The organism is Actinomadura sp. NEAU-AAG7, from assembly GCF_018603865.1.
In the GTDB taxonomy this organism is placed as follows: domain Bacteria; phylum Actinomycetota; class Actinomycetes; order Streptosporangiales; family Streptosporangiaceae; genus Spirillospora; species Spirillospora litoris.
This window is the reverse complement of the sequence record NZ_JAHFZY010000009.1, coordinates 18,965-37,587: the sequence shown is the minus strand read 5'-3', so window position 1 is coordinate 37,587 and position 18,623 is coordinate 18,965. Positions and strand designations below refer to the sequence as shown.

The window sequence follows — 18,623 nt, the reverse complement described above, 5'->3', positions numbered from 1 at the left end:
CGTGGGGCAAGGCGCAGCGCGCCGGTCACGGTTCGGTTGCGGGAACCTTCATGATCTTGTCCGCAATGAGTGTTAAACGTAGTTTCGCGGCCATCAGGCGCCCCCTGTCGCCACCACCCGAGGAGACGCCATGCCCGAGTCCCCCCGTCGCCCGCTCGACCGGCTCCCCCGCCGCGAACTGCTGGCCGGCGCCGCCGCCCTCGCCGGTCTCACGACCGTGGGCCTGCTTCCCGGCACCGCCTCCGCGGCCGGGCGGCAGCCCCCCGGCGCGGCGCGCGGCCCCGTCCCCACCCCCGGCGACACCGCCGTCACCACCCGCGTCAGCGCCCGCCGCGCGCTCCGGCACCTGCGGGTGCTGAGCGACGACATCGGCTGGCGCGTCACCGGCACCCGCCGGGAGCACCGCGCGGCGCACTACATCGCCGGGACCCTCCGTGATCTCGGTTACACCGTCGAGCTCCAGCCGTTCTCCGTCCCCGACAAGAAGCTCGCCGAACTGCGCGCCGGAGGGGAGCACTGGCAGAGCGCCGCCGCGACCCTCGGCGCGGCGGGCCGCGCCAAGGGCCGCGTCACCGACCTCGGCGAGGCCACCGAGGTCACCGCCGACCTCACCGGCCGGATCGCGCTGTTCACCCGCGTCCCCGGCAAGGAGCAGGCCCAGGCGCAGGCCGCCGCCGCCAAGGGCGCGCGGGCCGTCCTGATCGTCAACGTGCGCAGCACCACCTACCCCGAGCGCAAGGCCGCCACGTTCTTCCCCGCCCTGGAGGCGCCCGTCCAGGTCCCGGTGCTCGGCCTGGCCGAGCACCACGGCGAGCTGATCCGCGAGGGCGTGCGCGCGCTGTCCCTGGAGGTCACCGCGCACACCGGGCTGACCTCCCACAACGTCATCGCCGAGCGCCGCGCGACCCGGCCCAACCCCGGCGGCCGGGCCGTGATCGTCGGCGCCCACTACGACAGCGTCCCCGGCTCGCCCGGCGGCAACGACGACGGCAGCGGCACCGCCCTGTGCCTGGAGCTGGCCCGCGCCACGCGCCGCCTGCCCACCCAGCAGGACCTGCGGTTCTGCCTGTGGGGCGCCGAGGAGCTCGGGCTCGTCGGGGCGCGGCACTACGTCAAGGGGCTCGACGACGCGGCCGCCGCGCGGATCACCGGCTGCTTCCAGAACGACATGGTCGCCACCAGCCACCCGGCGGCGGACACCTACTGGCTCCTGTCGGTCGACGGCAAGCCCAACACCACCACCACCGCGATCGCGGGCGTCGCCGAGCGGCTCGGCTACACCGGCCGGACCAAGGGCCCCGCCGCGCGCGGCTCCAGCGACCACGAGGCCTTCCACGAACGCGGCATCGCCGCGGGCAACTTCAGCTGGCGCGGGGAGGCCCCGAGCCAGCTCGAACCCGTCTACCACACCCCCGAGGACACCGTGGAGGGGAACATCAGCCTCGAACGCCTCCAGATCTCCCTGGAGCTGATCGGCTGCGCCGCCTACGACGTCGCCCTCAACGGCTGACCGGCACGCTCGGCTACGGGACGCTCGCGTCCCGTAGCCGAGTGGTTCACGGGCGTCAAGTACAGTGTCCGGTTTGGCGGCGGAAGAGGGGCCGCCGGCCACCTGGACACCGGGGGAGACTTGAGTCCGCTTCTCGCTGAGACCGCGCGTGCCGTCTACCGATCGACACGGAGCGCGCCGCCCCCGCGCACCCTGCTCGACGTGCTCGACGCGACCGCGCAGCGGCACCCGCACGCCCCCGCGCTGGACGACGGGGCGGCCCCGCTCGACTACGCCGGGCTGCTCGCCGAGGCGTCGCTGCTGGCCAGGGAGCTGGAGGCGGCGGGCGTCGGGCGCGGCGACCGGGTCGGCGTCCGCGTCCCCTCCGGCACCGCCGACCTGTACGTCGCGATCCTCGCCGTGCTGACGGCGGGCGCCGCCTACGTGCCGGTGGACGCCGACGACCCCGACGAGCGCGCCGCGCTGGTCTTCGGCGAGGCGAACGTCTGCGCCGTCGTCGGCGAGGGCCGCGCGATCACCCTCACCGGCGTGCCCGGCGGGCGCGCCGGACGGCCGGAACCGGACGACGACGCCTGGATCATCTTCACCTCCGGCTCCACCGGCCGCCCCAAGGGCGTCGCCGTCACCCACCGCTCCGCCGCCGCGTTCGCCGACGCCGAGGCGCGGCTGTTCCCCGCCCGCCCGTCCGACCGGGTCCTGGCGGGCCTGTCGGTGGCCTTCGACGCGTCCTGCGAGGAGATGTGGCTGGCGTGGCGGCACGGCGCCTGCCTGGTGCCCGCCCCGCGCGCGCTCGTCCGCGCGGGCGTCGACCTCGGGCCCTGGCTCGCCGAGCGGGGGATCACGGTCGTCTCGACCGTCCCGACCCTCGCCGCGCTGTGGCCCGCCGGATGCCTGGACGGCGTCCGGCTGCTGATCTTCGGCGGGGAGGCGTGCCCGCCCGAGCTGGCCGCCCGGCTCGCCGTCCCCGGCCGTCAGGTCTGGAACACCTACGGCCCCACCGAGGCGACCGTCGTCGCCTGCGCCGCGCCGCTCGGCGGCGGCGCCCCGGTCCGGATCGGGCTGCCGCTGGACGGCTGGGACCTCGCCGTCGTCGACGCCTCCGGCGAACCCGTCGGGCCCGGCGAGACGGGCGAGCTGGTCATCGGCGGCGTCGGCCTGGCCCGCTACCTCGACCCCGCCAAGGACGCCGAGAAGTACGCGCCGCTGCCCTCCCTCGGCTGGGACCGCGCCTACCGCAGCGGCGACCTCGTCGTCGCCGACCCCGCCGGGCTGGTCTTCGCCGGACGCGCCGACGACCAGGTCAAGCTCGGCGGCCGCCGGATCGAACTCGGCGAGGTCGACGCCGCGCTCCAGGCGCTGCCCGGCGTGACCGGCGCCGCCGCGGCCGTCCGCGCGACCCCGACCGGGCACCAGGTCCTCGTCGGCTACCTCGTCACCGGGGAAGGCTTCGACGGCGCCGCCGCCCGCGAGCGGCTCCGGGACGCGCTGCCCGCCTCCCTCGTCCCCCGGCTCGCGACCGTCGCCACCCTCCCGACCCGGACCTCCGGCAAGGTCGACCGGGACGCGCTTCCGTGGCCGCTGCCCGGCGCCGACCCGGCGGACGAGGCGGGCGCCGAGCCCCTCACCGGCGCCGAGGAGTGGCTGGCCGCGCGGTGGGCCGAGGTGCTGGGGGAGACGCCCGACCGCCCCGGCGCCGACTTCTTCGCGCTCGGCGGCAGCAGCCTCGGCGCCGCCCGGCTGGTGTCGGCGCTGCGCCCGCGCCACCCGTCCGTCGCCGTCGGCGACGTCTACGAGCACCCGACGCTGCGGGGCCTCGCCGACCACCTCGGCGACGGCGAGCCGCAGGAGGAGGCACCGGCCCCGGCGCGGCGGGAGCCGGTGCGGCCGGTGCCGCGCCGGTTCGCCGCCGCCCAGACCCTGCTGATGGTCCCGCTGCTCACCCTCGGCGCGATGCGCTGGGCGACCGGCCTCGCCGCGTTCGGCAACCTCGCCGGGTTCGCGTGGGCGCCGAGGGTGTCGTGGTGGGCGGTGCTCGCGGGCGCGCTGCTGTTCGTGGCGCCGGTCGGCCGGATGGCGCTCGCCGCCGCCGGGGCCCGGCTGCTGCTGCGCGGCCTGCGCCCCGGCGCGTACCCGCGCGGCGGGTCGGTCCACCTGCGGCTGTGGACGGCCGAGCAGCTCGCGGCCCGGCTCGGCGCGGCCGAGCTGTCGGCGGCGCCCTGGTTCGCCTTCTACGCCCGCGCGCTCGGCGCCCGCGTCGGCCCGGACGTCGACCTGCACGCCCCGCCGCCGATCACCGGGATGCTCCGGATCGGGCGCGAGGCCGCGATCGAGCCCGAGGCCGACCTGACCGGCCACTGGATCGACGGCGACATCCTGCGGGTCGGGGAGATCCGCGTCGGCGCCGGAGCCGTCGTCGGCGCCCGCGCCGTCCTGTTCCCCGGCGCGCGCGTCGGCAAGAACGCCCAGGTCGCGGCCGGTGCCGCGGTGACCGGACGGGTCCCGGCCGGGCAGCGGTGGGCGGGCGCCCCCGCCGTCCGCCGCGGCAAGGCCCGCCGGCCCGAGGGCCCCGGCCGACCGCCCCGCACCCGCCGCTGGACGCTCGCCTACGGCGCGACCGCCGTGCTCCTCGGCCTCCTCCCGCTGCTGGCCGCGCTGCCGGGCCTGGCCGTCCTCGGCCTGTCCCTGCGCGGCACCGCGACCCTCGGAGAGGCGCTGGCCGCCGCGCTCCTGGCCGTCCCCGCCGCCACGCTCGCGGGCCTCGCGACGTTCGCCGCCGCGACCCTGGCGGCCGTGCGGCTCCTCGGCGCCGGCCTCCGCGAGGGCGAGCACCCCGTGCACAGCGCGCAGGCGTGGCGGGCGTGGGCCTCCAGCCGCCTGATGGGGATGGCGCGGGTCTGGCTGTTCCCGCTGTACGCGAGCATCCTCACCCCCGCCTGGCTGCGCGCCCTCGGCATGCGCGTCGGGCGGGACGTGGAGGCCTCCACCGTCCTCGCGCTGCCCGCCATGACCTCGGTCGCCGACGGCGCCTTCCTCGCCGACGACACCATGGTCGCCCCCTACGAGCTGGGCGGCGGACGGATGCGCGTCGCTCGGGCCCGCATCGGCAAGCGCGCCTTCCTCGGCAACTCGGGCATGGCGGCGCCCGGCCGCAAGGTGCCCAAGGGCGGGCTGATCGGGGTGCTGTCGGCCGCGCCGAAGAAGGCCAAGGCCGGCGCGTCCTACCTCGGCCTGCCGCCGGTGCGGCTGCACCGCACCGCCGACACCGCCGACCAGTCCCGCACCTACCGGCCCTCCCGGCGGCTGAAGGCGGCGCGCGCGGCCGTCGAGGCGTGCCGGGTCGTCCCGGCGATGGGATGCGTCGCCGTCGGCGTGCTGGCCGCCGCCGCCCTCGCCTGGCTCGCCTCCTCCTACGGGCCCGCTGTCGCGGTGCTCGCCTCCGGCCTGGTGCTGGCGGCCGCCGGGGCGCTCGCCGCCGCCGTCGCGACCGCCGCCAAGTGGGCGCTGGTCGGCCGGATCGCCCCCGGCGACCGGGAGCTGTGGAGCTCGTTCGTGTGGCGCAACGAGCTGGCCGACAACTTCGTCGAGGTGCTCGCCGCGCCCTGGTTCGCCGAGCCGTGGCTCGGCACCGCCCCGCTCAACCTGTGGCTGCGCTCGCTCGGCGCCCGGATCGGACGCGGCGTCTGGTGCGCCACCTACTGGCTGCCCGAGGCCGACCTCGTCCGGCTCGGCGACGGCGCGTGCGTCAACCAGGGCTGCGTGCTCCAGACCCACCTGTTCCACGACCGGATCATGAGGGTCGATACCGTCGTGCTGGAGGGTGGGGCGACGCTAGGCTCCAACGGGGTGGTCCTCCCTGCGGCCTCGATCGGGGCGGACACCACGGTCGGACCCGCGTCCCTGGTCACGCGCGGCGAGCAGCTGCCCGCCCGCACCCGGTGGCTCGGCAACCCGATCGCGGCCTGGGCCCCGCCCGCACGCGACCGACGCCGCGCCCGGCGCCCTGCCTGAGGCCGCGACCGACCCGGAGGACCCGACCGCCCCGTGAACTACTTCCCCGACCACGGCGACGACGGCTACCAGGTCGGGCGCTACGACCTCGGCCTGGACTACCGCGTCGGCCCCAACCGGCTCGCCGGCACCGCGCGGCTGTCGGCCACCGCCGCGGGCGGGCTCGACCGCCTCGCCCTCGACCTCGGAACGTTCCGCGTCGGCAAGGCGCTGGTGGACGGCGCGCCCGCCCGGTTCCGGCACCGGCGCGGGAAGCTGCACCTCACCCCGGCCCGGCCGATCGATTCCGGCGCGGAGTTCACCGTCGAGGTCCGCTACACCGGCAACCCGTCCCCGGTGCCGAGCCCGTGGGGCGGGCTCGGCTGGGAGCAGCTCACCGACGGCTCGATCGTCGCGGGGCAGCCGACGGGCGCGCCGTCCTGGTTCCCCTGCAACGACCGCCCCGACGACAAGGCCCGCTACCGGATCACCGTGACCACCGCGTCGGCCTACGAGGTCGTCGCCAACGGGCGGCTGACCGGCAGGCGCCGCACCGGCGCGAACACCACCTGGGTGTACGAGCAGGACGAGCCGATGGCGCCCTACCTGGCCAGCGTGCAGATCGGCCGCTACCAGTTCCTCGAACTGGAAGGTCCCGTCCCGCAGCACGTCTTCTTCCCCTCCTCGGCCGAGCGGGACGTCCGGCACGACTTCGGCCGGCAGGGCGCGATGCTCAGCGCGTTCACCCGCCTGTTCGGCCCCTACCCGTTCGGCCTGTACACGGTCGTGGTCGCCGACGACGAGCTGGAGATCCCCGTCGAGGCCCAGGGCATGTCGATCTTCGGGACCAACCACGTGGACGGGGAGCGCGGCCAGGAGCGGCTCGTCGCGCACGAGTTGGCCCACCAGTGGTTCGGCAACAGCCTCACGGTCGGGTCCTGGAGCGACATCTGGCTGCACGAGGGGTTCGCCACCCACGCCGAGTGGCTGTGGTCGGAGGAGTCGGGCGGCGAGCCGGCCGCCGCGCACGCCCGCCGCTGGCACCACCGCCTGGCCGGGCAGCCGCAGGACCTCGTGCTGGCCGATCCCGGCCCCGGGGACATGTTCGACGACCGCGTCTACAAGCGCGGCGCCCTCGCCCTGCATGCCCTCCGCGGCGTCATGGGCGACGAGGCGTTCTTCGGCGCGCTGCGCGAGTGGACCTCAGAGAACCGGCACGGGACGGTGACCACCGACGCCTTCACCGCGCTCGCCGACCGCCATGCCGGGCGCTCCCTGGAGGCGTTCTTCACCGCCTGGCTGCGGGAAAAGGAGCTGCCGCCGCTGCCCTGAGTCGGTAAGGTCGTGGGTTTCGCCCACGTCCCCCTCGTCTCAGGAGGTCCGCGCGCATGCCCGCCGAACCGTCGACCCTCGCAGCCGAACGGGCGCATCTCGCCGAGTCCCGCGCCGCGCTGCGCCGGATGCGCGAGCACGCTCAGGGACTCTCCGCCGACGTCGCGGCCGACTGGGTGTCCAAGCAGTTCCTGGAGTCCCTGCTCGACCAGCGGGTCGCCGCGCTCGCCGACCATCCCGACACCCCGCTGTTCTTCGGCCGGATGGACCGCGACGAGGACGGCCCGCCGGATCTGCCGGCCGTCATGTACGTCGGGCGGCGGCACGTCCACGACGGGCCCGAGGGGCGGCCCCTCGTCCTGGACTGGCGGGCCCCGGTGTCGCGGGCGTTCTACCAGGCCGGCCCCTCCGACCCGATGGGCTGGCGGCTGCGGCGCCGGTTCGGGTTCGAGGGCGGCGAGCTGACCGCGTTCGAGGACGAGCCGCTCGACCGGGGCGACCGGGACGGGCCCGGCCCCTCGCAGATCCTCACCCGCGAGATCGAGCGGCCCCGCACCGGCCCGATGCGCGACATCGTCGCGACGATCCAGCCCGAGCAGGACGTCCTCGTCCGCGCCGACCTGCCGCGCACCGTGTGCGTGCAGGGCGCGCCCGGCACCGGCAAGACCGCCGTCGGCCTGCACCGCGCCGCCTACCTGCTGTTCACCCACCGCGAGCGGCTGTCGCGGTCGGGCGTGCTGATCGTCGGACCGAACCGCGCGTTCCTCGCCTACATCGCGGCGGTGCTGCCCGCGCTCGGCGAGGTCCGCGTCGACCAGGCCACGATCGACGACCTGCTCGGCGCGCCGTCGGGGGAGGAGCCGGCCGCCGTGTCGGCGCTGAAGGGCGACGCGCGGATGGCGCGCGTGCTGCGCAAGGCGCTGTGGGCGCACGTCCGCAAGCCCGAGGAGGGGCTGGTCGTCACGCGCGGCGCCTCCCGCTACCGGCTCGCCGACCACGAGGTCAGGGAGCTGACGGCGGCGCTGCGCGGCACCACCCGCTACGGCAGCGGGCGCGCCGCCCTCGCCCAGCGGCTCGCCCACCAGATCCTGGTGCGGATGGAGCAGCGCGGCGAGGCGCCCGACGACCGCGTCCAGGACCAGGTCGCGCGCAGCAGGCCCGTCAAGACGCTCCTCGACCGGGTGTGGCCCAAGGTCACCCCCGAGCAGGTGCTCCACCGGCTGCTGTCGGACGCCGGGTTCCTGCGCGCCGCGGCCAAGGGCGTCCTGGACGAGGGCGAGCAGGCCGCGCTGCTGTGGGCCAGGCCCGCCCGCTCGCACCGCTCCGCCCGCTGGACCGCCGCCGACCGCGCCCTCCTCGACGAGCTGGCCGACCTGACCGAGCGGACGGCGTCGATCGGCCACCTCGTCCTGGACGAGGCGCAGGACCTGTCGGCGATGCAGCTCCGCGCGCTCGGCCGCCGCTGCGGGACCGGCTCGGCGACCGTCCTCGGCGACCTCGCGCAGGGCACGACGGCGTGGTCGGCGCGCTCCTGGGTGGAGGTGCTGACCCACCTCGGGCAGGAGGGCGAGGTCACCGAGCTGACCCTCGGGTTCCGCGTGCCAGGCACCGTGCTGGACTACGCCGCCCGGCTGCTCCCGCATGTCGCGCCCGGCCTGGAGCGGCCGCGCTCGCTGCGCCTGGGGGCGGGGGCGCTGGAGGTGCGCCAGGTCCCGGACCTGGTCGCGGGCGCCATCGAGGCCGCGCGCGAGGCGCTGGAGCGACCCGGGTCGGTCGGCCTGATCGTCCCGGACGCGGAGGCCGCCGCGCACGCCGCCGCGCTGGAGGAGGCCGGGCTCGCGCCCACCGTGCTCAGCGCCGACTCCGACGGCTCCGGGCGCCTGCTGGTCATTCCCGCGACGCTCGCCAAGGGCCTGGAGTACGACCACGTGGTCGTGGCCGGGCCCGCCGCGATCGCCGCCGCCGAGCCGCGCGGCCTGGCGCGCCTGTACGTCGTGCTGACCCGCGCGGTGACGTCGCTGACCGTCCTGCACCGGGGCGACCTGCCCGCCGAGCTCAGCGCCTGACCGGGCCGCCCGGGGCCGGGACGCGCGGCGCGGGCCCCTCGCGGCGCGCGGGCGGGAGCAGGCCGTCGAAGGCGATCGCGAGGACGTCCTCGCCCGCGCCCACGCGCGCGGCGGCGTACGACAGGCCCGCCAGCAGCGCCATCACCTGCGCGGGGCCCACGTCGGCGCGGACGGCGCCCGCCTCCTGCGCCCGCGCGAGCAGCGCCCCGACCGCCGAGCGCAGCGCGGGCCGCGCCCGGCCGCCCGCGCCGTCGAGGCCCGCCTCCGCGACCGCCTCCGCCACCGCGCGCTCGGCCGCCGCCTGCCCGACCACCCGCGTGAAGAAGCCGAAGAACGCCGCGCCCGGGTCGTCGGCCGCCAGCAGGCCGCGCGCGTCGTCGGCGAGGCGCTCCAGCAGGGCCGCGAGCACCGCCTCCAGCAGCGACTCCTTGGTCGGGAAGTGCCGGAACACCGTCCCGATGCCGACGCCCGCCTCCCGCGCGACCTCCTCGGTGGACGCCGAGGTGCCCCGCGCGGCGAACACCGCCTCCGCCGCCGCGAGCACCTTGGCGCGGTTGCGCAGGGCGTCGGCGCGCAGCGGCCGGCCGGTCGCGGAACTCGATGTGGCTCCTGGCACGGCGCCGGACGCGGCGCCGGGTGCGGCAGGGGTCATCGTCGCCTTCCGATTGACAAGCGGAGTCGTGGCTCCATATTTTCCTACGCAGCAGGACCTCCGATTGTAGGGAAGAGAAGCCATGTCCGAGTTCGCCAGCCCCCGCGCCGTCCTCCTGCGGCTCCTCGACGGGGTGACCGCAGGCAGGCACGAGGGGCTGCCGAGGCTGTACGCCGAGGACGCGGTGGTCGTGCACCCCCTCGCCGAGCCCGCCGCCCGGATCGAGGGCCGCGCGGCGCTGCGCGAGCACTACGCCCGGCTGGAGCGCCTGCCGCTGGAGATGACGACGCGCAACCTCGTGGTCCACCAGACGGCCGACCCCGAGGTGATCGTCGCCGAGTTCGAGTACGCGGGCCGCAACACCGAGACCGGGCGCGGGTTCGTGGTCCCGAACGTCTTCGTGCTGCGCGTCCGCGACGGGCGCATCGTGGAGTCGCGCGACTACACCCAGCACCGCGCGTTCGAGGAGGCGATGGCCTAGCGGGAGCCCCGCCGGGGCTCAGGCGCGGGCCGCCCCGGCCTCCGCCAGCGCCTTCACGCCGCTGAGGTTGTCGGACATGCTCTGCCGCAGGTCCCGCATGCGGCCCGCGACCAGCTCGACCTCGCGGTCGGGCATCGCCTCGATGACGGTGCTGAGGTGGGAGCGTCCGGGGCCGAGCCGCATCGACTGGCGCACCCGCGTGCCCGCGCCCTCCGCCGTGAGCGTGTACTTCCAGGCCGAGGACGGCTGGACGCCGTCCAGATCGCCGACGGTGAAGGAGAAGACCCGCCCCGGCTCGCACTCCACCACCGTGCAGTGGCTCGTCCAGGCGCCGATCACCGGGTGCTCGTTGCTGCCCTCGAAGCGGTGGCCCGGCGCCGGGCCGCCCGCGCCGCCGACCCACCGGGCTCCCTTGAGCTCCTGGCTGAACCGGGCGGGCAGACCGGGGTCGGACACCAGCTCCCACACGGCGGCGGGCGGGGCGTCGACGAGGACGTCGACCTCGATGACGGGACAGTCGGCGTAGCGGGGCGCGTCGGTCATGGCCTCACGGTAGAGAGGCCCGCTTCCCCGGCGCAACAGTCCCGGACGGGCCGGAAAGGCCGGTGTCGGACGCGCCCGCCGGCCCCGTCACGACGGCCGCGACGCGGGTGCCGCGAGGGAACCTCCCGCGCGCCGCGAGGGCGTAGATCCCGGCCATCATCTTCGCCACGTAGACGCGCTCCAGGACGAGGCCGTGGCGGTCGGCGAAGCCGTCGGCGAACGCGTCCAGCGCGGCGGTGCGGCGGGCGTAGCCGCCGAAGTGGAAGCCGTGCTCGACGCTCCACGCGCCCCGCCGCGTCCCGTAGGCCTCGCGCTGGAGGCGCTCGACCTCGCCGTCCATGAAGCCGCCCCGCAGCACCGCGAACCCCAGCGCGCGCTGCCCCGGCGCCAGGCCCGCCGCGAGCCCCGCCAGCGTGCCGCCCGTCCCGCAGGGGCAGCACACCACGTCGAAGCCGCGCAGCTCGGCGCCCAGCTCCGCGCACCCCCGCACGGCGCGCGCGTTGCTCCCGCCCTCCGGCAGCAGGTAGAAGTCGCCCCACCGCTCGCGCAGCATCGCCACCACGTCGGGTTCGTGCTTGCGGCGGTAGGCGGCGCGGTCCAGGTAGTCCAGGCGCATGCCCGTCCCCTGCGCGTAGGCGAGGGAGTCGTTCAACGGCAGGTGCTCCTCGCCCCGGATCACCCCGATCGTGGCGAACCCGTAGAGCCGCCCGGCGGCCGCCGCGGCCCGGATGTGGTTGGAGTAGGCCCCGCCGAAGGTGAGCAGCGTCCCCCGCTCCCTGGCGGGCGCGATGTTGTGGCGCAGCTTGCGCCATTTGTTGCCCGGCAGATCCGGGTGGACGAGGTCGTCCCGTTTCAGGAACAGCCGCACCCCGTGCGCGGCGATCCGGTCGTCCTCCAGCTCCACCACCGGCGAGGGCGCGGCCCCGGGCGGGGTCATTTCGGCGCGGGCAGCCCGAGCCGCTCCCGGATCGTCCGCTGCACGGTCGCGATGTCGGGTGTCGCGTCCACCGTCACCACGTACTCCTTGCGGCCGAACAGCTCCAGGATCGGGTCGGTCTTCTCGCGGTAGGTCCGCAGCCGCTCCGCGACCGCCTCCTCGGTGTCGTCCTCGCGGGCCACGAGGTCGCCGCCGCACACGTCGCAGCGGCCCTCCTGTGTGGGCCGGTCGGCGATCAGGTTGTAGTCCATCCCGCACCGGGAGCACAGCCGGCGGGCCAGCACGCGGCGGCGCACCTCCGCGTCCGGCAGGTCCAGGTGGATCACCCCGTCGATGTCGTAGCCCTCCAGGAAGAACTCCGTCTGCCGGCGGCTGCGCGGGAACCCGTCGATGATGAACCCGCAGTTCCAGTCGTGCTGGTCGAGCCGGTCCCGGACGACGCCCTCCACGAGGTCGTCCCCGACCAGCTCCCCGGCCGCCATCGTGCGCCGCACCTGCGCGCCGAGCTTGGTGTGGTTCTTGACGTGCCAGCGGAAGATGTCGCCGACGCTGATGTGCACCAGGTCCAGGTCCCGCGCGAGCAGCAGGGACTGGGTACCCTTGCCGCTGCCCTGGGCGCCGATGATGACGTACTTGCGCATCTCCGCACCCTATGCAGGGCAAGTAGAACATTGGGCCAAGCTTCTCATCGTGCGGGAGCAATTTTCCCTAGCGGTCCGTCGATCTCGGCGCCCAGGCGTGTTCCGGCGACCGGCGCAGTTCGTCGAGGACGCCCAGGATGTCGCGGGTCTCGTCGAGGGGCACGAGGGCCGATTCCAGGCGTCCGGCGCGCAGGCAGGCGGCGACCTCCGCGGCCTGGTAGGTGTAGCCGTGGCCGTCCAGCGTGACGCCGAAGGTCTCCGGCGGCGCGCCGTCGCGCATCAGGGTCAGGCCGTCGGGGCGCCAGAACGGCGCCGCGACGTGGATGCGGCCGGTGGTGCCGATCACCGTCGCCGTCTGGGGCGACTCGGCCCGCAGGCCGCAGTGCAGCATGGCCACCGCCCCGGAGGAGTAGCCGAACACGATCGCGGTGTTGGCGTCCACGCCGGTCGGCGCGGGGACGGAGACGGCGCGCGCCTGGTCGGGCGGGCCCAGCAGCATCCAGGCGAACGACACGGGGTACACGCCCAGGTCCAGCAGGGCCCCGCCGGCCAGCTCCGCCGACCAGACCCGGTGCCGTGGATCGTAGGGGACGTCGATGCTGAAGTCGGCGTAGACCGCTTGGACCCGGCCGATCGCGCCGTCGCCCACCAGCCGCCGCAGCCGGGCCATGACGGGGTTGAACCGGGTCCACATCGCCTCCATCGCGAACCGGCCTCGCGCGCGGGCCAGTGCGATCAGGTCGTCGGCCTCGGCGGCGGTCGTGGTGAAGGGCTTCTCCACCAGGACGGCCCGCCCGGCCTCCAGGCAGGTCCGGGCGGCGGAGTGGTGCGCGTTGTGCGGCGTGGCGATGTAGACCACGTCCACCTCGTCATCGGCGGCCAGGTCGGCGTAGGAGCCGTGGTGGCGCGGCAGGCCGTGGCGCCGGGCGAAGGCCGCGGCGGTGGCGGGGGAGCGGGAGCCGACCGCCGCGACCGCGTGGTCGGGCAGCCGCAGGAGGTCCTCGGTGAACCGGTGGGCGATGTTCCCGGTGCCCACGATCCCCCACCGGATCGGCGCGGCGCTCACGGACGGCGCTCCACGGCGACCGGCTCGGTGGAGAAGCGGGCGGTGCGGGGGTCGCGTTCGTCCCCGAACCGGCGCGTGAGGATCCCGTACAGCTCCGGGCGCCGCCCCTGGATCCAGCGCCGGCCGGTCGACATCGGCAGCAGGCCGAGGTCGAGGTCGGCCACGACCATGGCGTCGGCGGCGGCCCAGGTCTCCTCGATGATCCTGCCGTACGGGTCGAGGATCATCGCGTTGCCCGTGCGGATCTCGTCGTCGTCCACCCCCACGCCGTTGCTGAACAGGATGAACAACCCGTTGTCGTGGGCGCGGGCCGGCAGCCAGCGCAGGAGCCACTCGCGTCCGTTCGGCCCCCGCAGTTCGGCCTCGATCGCCTCCGGATCGCGGTCGCGGCGGTGCCACAGCCGCGCGGGGATCGGCCGCATGCCGTGCGGGCTGCGCGAGGCGGTGCCGCCGGTCTGGTGCGGCGCCAGGAGCACCGACGCGCCCATCAGCGCGACCGCCCTGACGTTCTCGACCAGGTTGTTGTCCCAGCAGATGAGCACGCCCAGCCGCACCCCCCAGGGGGTGTCGAAGACCGTGTAGGCGTCGCCGCTGTCGATGGCCGGGTGCTCGAACGCGTGCAGCTTGCGGTGGTGGTGGACGCCGCCGTCCGGCAGGCACACGGCATAGCTGTTGAACAGGCGTCCCTGGTCGTCGACCTCCAGGAAGCCCACCCCGGCGCCGATGCCGAGCTCGGCCGCCAGCTCGCGGACGAAGGTGACGGACGGCCCGGTCACGGGCTCGGCGAGCTCGCGCAACCGCGCGGCCGGCTGCCGGCGCAGATGCCAGTAGCCGACCAGGCACATCTCCGGGAAGACGACGACCCGCACCCCCTCGGCGGCCGCCCGCCGCATGAAGTGCTCGACCCTCGACAGGTTGTGGGCCTTGTCGTCGGGCCGGGGTTCGAACTGCACGCTCGCGCAGCGCAGGGTTGACTCTGGGCTCACCCGTCGCCTCCTCGTCCTCGTGTCGATGGCCAGCACACCGCACCGCGCTCCCATTCGTCCAATGAATACTTCCGTCTGTTCGATAGAGTCGTGGAATGGATGTTGTCCTGCTCCGCGGCTTCCTGGCGATCGCCAAGCACGGGCACTACGGCCGCGCGGCGCACGAGCTGTCGATGACGCAGCCGACGCTCACCAAGCAGATCCAGTCCCTGGAGTCGCGGGTCGGGGGCCGGCTGTTCGAGCGCGGACGCCACGGCGCCAGGCTCACCGACCTCGGCGCGGTCCTGCTGCCCGAGGCGCGGGACCTCGTGCGGCGGGCCGACGCGCTCGCCGACCGGATCGACCGGATGGCGCGCGGCGAGGCGGGGCGGCTGTCCGTCGGCTTCGGGCTCTCCAGCATCGAGCTCGCCCCGCGCGCCGTGGCCGCCTTCAGGCGCCGCCATCCCGGCGTCGACGTCACCCTCGACGACATGTCCTCCCAGGTGCAGCTCGACCGGCTCGCGGCGGGCGAGCTCGACGTCGGTTTCGTCCGCCTTCCCATCGCGCGCACCTGGGGTCACGTGCCGCTGGCCACCGACCGCCTCGCCCTCGCCGCGTCCGACCCGCATGAGCCGCCGCCCGGCAGCGCGGCGGACGTTCCGCGCTGGGCCGGCCGCCACCGGTTCATCCAGCTCGCCCGCTCCAAGGGCCCCGGACTGTCCGGCCAGATCGACCGCCTCTGCGCCGCGCTTGACGCCCGCCCGCACGTCATCCAGGAGGCGCACGACCTCCAGACGGTGCTGGCGCTCGTGGCGGCCGGAGTCGGCACGGCGTTCGTGCCGGCCAGCGCCGGCCGCATCGCGCCCCCGGCGGTGACCATCACGCCGATCGAGCACCCGGCGGCGGAATGGCAGATCGGTGCCGCCTGGAATCCTCGCCGCGTCACGGCCATGACCACCGATTTCCTGGCCCTGGCGCAGAGTTCGTAGAGCCCTGGTGACGCGCTCGGCCGGGCCGGTGCCGCGTCCTGGGTCAGCGCGGCAGGCGGAGGCGGCGGCCGAGGCGCCGGAAGCGGAACCGGTCGGGGGCGCGCCCGGCCTCGCGCGGCGGGGCGGTGTCCTGGGCGGCCAGGCACTCCAGCAGCGTGTCGAACGCCGGCGGGCGCACGCAGACCAGGGTGGCGTGGGCGCGGCGGGCGCAGTGCAGGCGGACCGAGGGGCGCAGCAGCCGCGAGAACGGGCCCCGCGCGCCGTGCCCGACGACCAGGATGTCGTCGTCGCCCGCGAGCCTGACCAGCGTCGCGCCGGGCTCCCCGACGAGCGCCAGCGCCGTGAGGTCCACGCCGTCCGGCGGGCCGCCGCACACCTCCTCCAGCAGCCGGGCGATCAGCTCGGCGCCGGAGGCGCGCAGCGCCTCGGTGACGCCCGAGCCCAGCTGGCCCGCCGCCGAGACGTGCGGCGGCAGCGGCGCCGCGTGGGCCACCAGGAGCGGCAGCCTGCGGAGCCGGGCCTCGCCGACCGCCCAGGAGAGCGCGCAGCGGGCGCCCGCGGAGTCGTCGACCCCCACGACGACGCGGGGGCCGCCCTCCGGTCTGGCGATCACGGTCCCTCCCGAGGCCGACGGTGCGGGGTTCCTAGGGTGCAGGCATACCCGCTCCGGCGGAAGTGTTTCGCGAGGAGGAATGAAGAGTTCCCGCGAAATGACGGGACCGTGGCCTGCGAGAAGGGCGGGATTTCCCGTTTGGGCGAAATATTGGGGCCATTGCGGCGGCGGGCGGCGCGTCGCGCTCAGGAGGCGGGCCGCGTCCCGAATCCGGACAGGATCGACTCCAGCAGCGGCAGCGCCCGCCCCGCCCGCTTCGCCCGGATGAGCACGTCCCACGCGGGCTCGAACTTCTTCCAGCCGCCCGCGTACGCGGCGTGCCGGGCCTTGCCCCGCAGCGTCGGCTTGGACGCGGCGCCGCGCATGATCGCCCCCCACCGGTAGAAGTCCTTGTAGGCGCGCCAGTAGCCGTCCTCCAGCTGCCGCGCGGTCATCTTCGCGGGCTTGAACACGACGGTGCGGGTGTCGTAGCGGTCCCAGTCGCTGTGCAGCAGCCGGTCCGCCTTCGCCATGCGCTCGTAGAGCCGCGTCCCGGGATAGGGGGTCAGGATGTGGAAGGTGGCGGTCTCGACGCCCTGGCCGACCGCCCAGTCGACGGTGCGGCCGAACACGTCGGGGTCGTCCTCGTCCATGCCGAACACGAAGCTGCCGTTGACCATGACGCCGTGGTCGTGCAGCCGCCTGATCACCTGGCCGTAGTCGCGGTCGATGTTCTGCCACTTGCGCTGCTCGGTGAGGTTCGCGGCGTTGACGGTCTCGAACCCGACGAACAGGCTCCGCAGGCCCGACTCGACCGCCTTCTCCAGAAGTCCTGGGCGCAGCACCGCCTGGACGGTCCCGGCGGCCTGCCAGAGCCGTCCCATGCCCCGCATCCCCTCGAACAGGGCGCCCGCGAACCGGGCGTTGCCGAACAGGTGGTCGTCCAGGAAGTACAGGTGGCGGCCGGGCAGCCGGTCGATCTCGGCCAGCGCCGCGTCCACGGTCTGCGTGTAGAACGACTTGCCGCCCTCGAAGAACGCCTCCTTGTAGCAGAAGTCGCAGACGTGGGGGCAGCCGCGCGACACCACGATCGAGTTCGGCACCAGGTAGCGGCGCCGGTCGATCAGGTCGCGGCGGACGGGCGGCAGCCCCGCCAGCGTCCGCTCCGTCGAGTCGTAGCGCGGCGCCGGGCGCCCGGCGCGCAGGTCGGCGAGGAAGCGCGGCCAGGTGTCCTCGCCCGGCCCGAGGAAGATCGTGTCGGCGTGCCGGGCGGCCTCCTCCGGTAGCGAGGTCACGTGCAGGCCGCCCAGGCACACGTGCGCGCCCCGCGCCCGGTAGCGGTCGGCCAGCGCGTACGCGCGGCGGGCGGAGGTGATGTAGACCTGGATCACCACCAGGTCCGGCTCGTCGGCCGGGTCGAGCGTGTCGACGTGCTCGTCGACCAGCCGCACCTCGTCGTCCGGGTCGAGGTACCCGGCGAGGGTCGCGAGGCCCAGCGGGGGGAACAGCGAGTACTTCACCGGCCGGAAGAACGGGGACGTCGCCTCGGTCAGGGCGGGCAGGATCATCGTGACGCGCATACCCTCACGATCACCGCGGCCCGCGCGTGATTCGTGGTCGCCGTGTGAAGATTCTGTGCAGGTCAGCGCATAGGATGGGGGCTCGCGCACGCGTTTTGTCGGTGCCGGCGCCTACCGTCTCCCGCAGGACCTCCGGAGGCGGACGAGCGGTGCCGCCCGGGCGACGCCGAGTGAAGGTGATCACCAGTATGGCGAACAGCACCCTGGACACAGACCACGACTTCCAGAACCAGGCCGATCCCTACCGGCGGGAGCTGCTGGCGCACTGCTACCGGATGCTCGGCTCCATCCACGACGCCGAGGACCTCGTGCAGGAGACCTACCTGCGCGCCTGGCGCTCCTACGGCGACTTCGAGGGCCGCTCCTCGCTGCGGACGTGGCTGTACCGGATCGCCACCAACGTCTGCCTCACCGCGATCGACCAGCGCGGGAACCGGCCGATGCCCTCCGGCCTCGGCGGGCCCACCGACGACCCCGAGCGGCCCGTGGTGGCCTCGCCCGAGGTGCCGTGGCTGGAGCCCGCGCCCGACGCCGTCCTCGGCGCCGACCCCGCCGACCCGGCCACGATCGTCGCCGCGCGGGAGAGCACCCGGCTGGCGTTCGTCGCCGCGCTCCAGCACCTGCCCGCCAAGCAGCGGGTCGTGCTGATCCTGCGGGACGTGCTGAAGTGGCGGGCGGCCGAGGCCGCCGAGCTGCTCGGCACCTCCACCGCCGCCGTCAACAGCGCGCTCCAGCGGGCCCGCGCGCAGCTGGAGGAGGTCGCCCCGCTGCGGGACGAGCTCGTCGAGCCCACCGACCCCGCCCAGCGCGACCTGCTGGAGCGCTACGCGAAGGCGTTCGAGGACGCCGACATCGAGAGCCTGGTCGCCATCTTCAAGAAGGACGCGGTGTGGGAGATGCCGCCCTTCCCCGAGTGGTACGTCGGCGTCGACACGATCGTCCGGCTCATCATCGCCCAGTGCGGCCCCGAGCCCGGCGAGCTGCGCACCCGCCCGGCCGCCGCGAACGGCCAGCCCGCGTTCGGGGTCTACAAGCGCGACGAGGAGGGCGTGCACCGCCCCTACCAGCTGCACGTGCTGTCGGTCACCGGCGAGGGCCTCGCCCAGGTCTCCGCGTTCTTCGACACGACCCTGTTCCCCACGTTCGGCCTCCCCGAGACGATCTGACCGCGGTTCGCCGACGCGGTGCGCCGACGCGGTCCGTTACACGCGGTCCCTGGCCGCAATCCGTCCATGCTCCGTCCATGCTCCGTCCAGCTTCCGTCGCTCCGCCCGCACCCCGG

At 75.3% G+C, this 18,623-nt stretch carries 15 protein-coding genes; 7 read left to right on the top strand and 8 right to left on the bottom strand.

The features are described from left to right. Positions 1 to 130 precede the first annotated feature (130 nt). From KLI87_RS33950 to KLI87_RS33935, 4 genes are all read left to right on the top strand, one after another. Positions 131 to 1,510 (top strand): M28 family peptidase, encoded by a 1,380-nt coding sequence (locus KLI87_RS33950; RefSeq protein ID WP_214620307.1) that lies wholly within the window; start codon positions 131 to 133, stop codon positions 1,508 to 1,510. Between the two features lie 201 nt (positions 1,511 to 1,711). After that, positions 1,712 to 5,518, top strand: a complete 3,807-nt coding sequence (locus KLI87_RS33945; RefSeq protein ID WP_308166414.1) for a Pls/PosA family non-ribosomal peptide synthetase — start codon at positions 1,712 to 1,714, stop codon at positions 5,516 to 5,518. A gap of 33 nt (positions 5,519 to 5,551) precedes the next feature. Next, positions 5,552 to 6,829, top strand: coding sequence for a M1 family metallopeptidase (locus KLI87_RS33940; RefSeq protein ID WP_214620305.1), 1,278 nt, complete (start codon positions 5,552 to 5,554; stop codon positions 6,827 to 6,829). A gap of 56 nt (positions 6,830 to 6,885) precedes the next feature. Continuing rightward, entirely contained in the window at positions 6,886 to 8,895 is a 2,010-nt protein-coding gene (locus KLI87_RS33935) for an AAA family ATPase (protein ID WP_214620304.1), read from the top strand. Here KLI87_RS33935 and KLI87_RS41265 read toward each other — a convergent pair. After that, positions 8,885 to 9,547 carry a TetR/AcrR family transcriptional regulator gene (locus KLI87_RS41265; RefSeq protein ID WP_214620303.1) on the bottom strand — a complete coding sequence of 221 codons (663 nt, stop codon included), beginning with the start codon at positions 9,545 to 9,547 and terminating at the stop codon, positions 8,885 to 8,887. The genes KLI87_RS33935 and KLI87_RS41265 overlap by 11 nt on opposite strands. 82 nt (positions 9,548 to 9,629) lie before the next feature. Between KLI87_RS41265 and KLI87_RS33925 the strand changes: the two genes are divergently transcribed. Next, complete coding sequence (locus KLI87_RS33925; protein ID WP_156220731.1) at positions 9,630 to 10,028, top strand: nuclear transport factor 2 family protein; 399 nt, start codon at positions 9,630 to 9,632, stop codon at positions 10,026 to 10,028. An 18-nt stretch (positions 10,029 to 10,046) separates the two neighbouring features. Here the strand turns inward: KLI87_RS33925 and KLI87_RS33920 are convergent, their stop codons facing one another. The 5 genes from KLI87_RS33920 to KLI87_RS33900 form a co-directional block, all read right to left on the bottom strand. Further along, a complete protein-coding gene (locus KLI87_RS33920; protein WP_156220730.1) occupies positions 10,047 to 10,571 on the bottom strand; it encodes an SRPBCC family protein in 525 nt (174 codons plus the stop codon). Between the two features lie 4 nt (positions 10,572 to 10,575). Further along, positions 10,576 to 11,508, bottom strand: a complete 933-nt coding sequence (locus KLI87_RS33915; RefSeq protein ID WP_214620302.1) for a 1-aminocyclopropane-1-carboxylate deaminase/D-cysteine desulfhydrase — start codon at positions 11,506 to 11,508, stop codon at positions 10,576 to 10,578. Then, entirely contained in the window at positions 11,505 to 12,149 is a 645-nt protein-coding gene (locus KLI87_RS33910) for a nucleoside monophosphate kinase (protein WP_156220728.1), read from the bottom strand. Before KLI87_RS33910 ends, KLI87_RS33915 begins: the two co-directional genes overlap by 4 nt. 67 nt (positions 12,150 to 12,216) lie before the next feature. Beyond that, a complete protein-coding gene (locus KLI87_RS41730; protein ID WP_214620301.1) occupies positions 12,217 to 13,215 on the bottom strand; it encodes a Gfo/Idh/MocA family protein in 999 nt (332 codons plus the stop codon). Further along, complete coding sequence (locus KLI87_RS33900; RefSeq protein WP_214620300.1) at positions 13,212 to 14,201, bottom strand: nitrilase family protein; 990 nt, start codon at positions 14,199 to 14,201, stop codon at positions 13,212 to 13,214. Before KLI87_RS33900 ends, KLI87_RS41730 begins: the two co-directional genes overlap by 4 nt. Before the next feature lie 95 nt (positions 14,202 to 14,296). Between KLI87_RS33900 and KLI87_RS33895 the strand changes: the two genes are divergently transcribed. Then, positions 14,297 to 15,169, top strand: coding sequence for a LysR family transcriptional regulator (locus KLI87_RS33895; RefSeq protein WP_214620299.1), 873 nt, complete (start codon positions 14,297 to 14,299; stop codon positions 15,167 to 15,169). A gap of 43 nt (positions 15,170 to 15,212) precedes the next feature. Here the strand turns inward: KLI87_RS33895 and KLI87_RS33890 are convergent, their stop codons facing one another. Further along, on the bottom strand, positions 15,213 to 15,782 hold the full coding sequence (locus KLI87_RS33890) for a universal stress protein (RefSeq protein WP_173390965.1): 570 nt from the start codon (positions 15,780 to 15,782) through the stop codon (positions 15,213 to 15,215). A 185-nt stretch (positions 15,783 to 15,967) separates the two neighbouring features. Then, on the bottom strand, positions 15,968 to 17,341 hold the full coding sequence (locus KLI87_RS33885; RefSeq protein ID WP_214620298.1) for a B12-binding domain-containing radical SAM protein: 1,374 nt from the start codon (positions 17,339 to 17,341) through the stop codon (positions 15,968 to 15,970). Between the two features lie 188 nt (positions 17,342 to 17,529). Here KLI87_RS33885 and KLI87_RS33880 point away from each other — a divergent pair, with 188 nt between their 5' ends. Further along, a complete protein-coding gene (locus KLI87_RS33880) occupies positions 17,530 to 18,507 on the top strand; it encodes a sigma-70 family RNA polymerase sigma factor (protein WP_156220723.1) in 978 nt (325 codons plus the stop codon). Positions 18,508 to 18,623 lie beyond the last annotated feature (116 nt).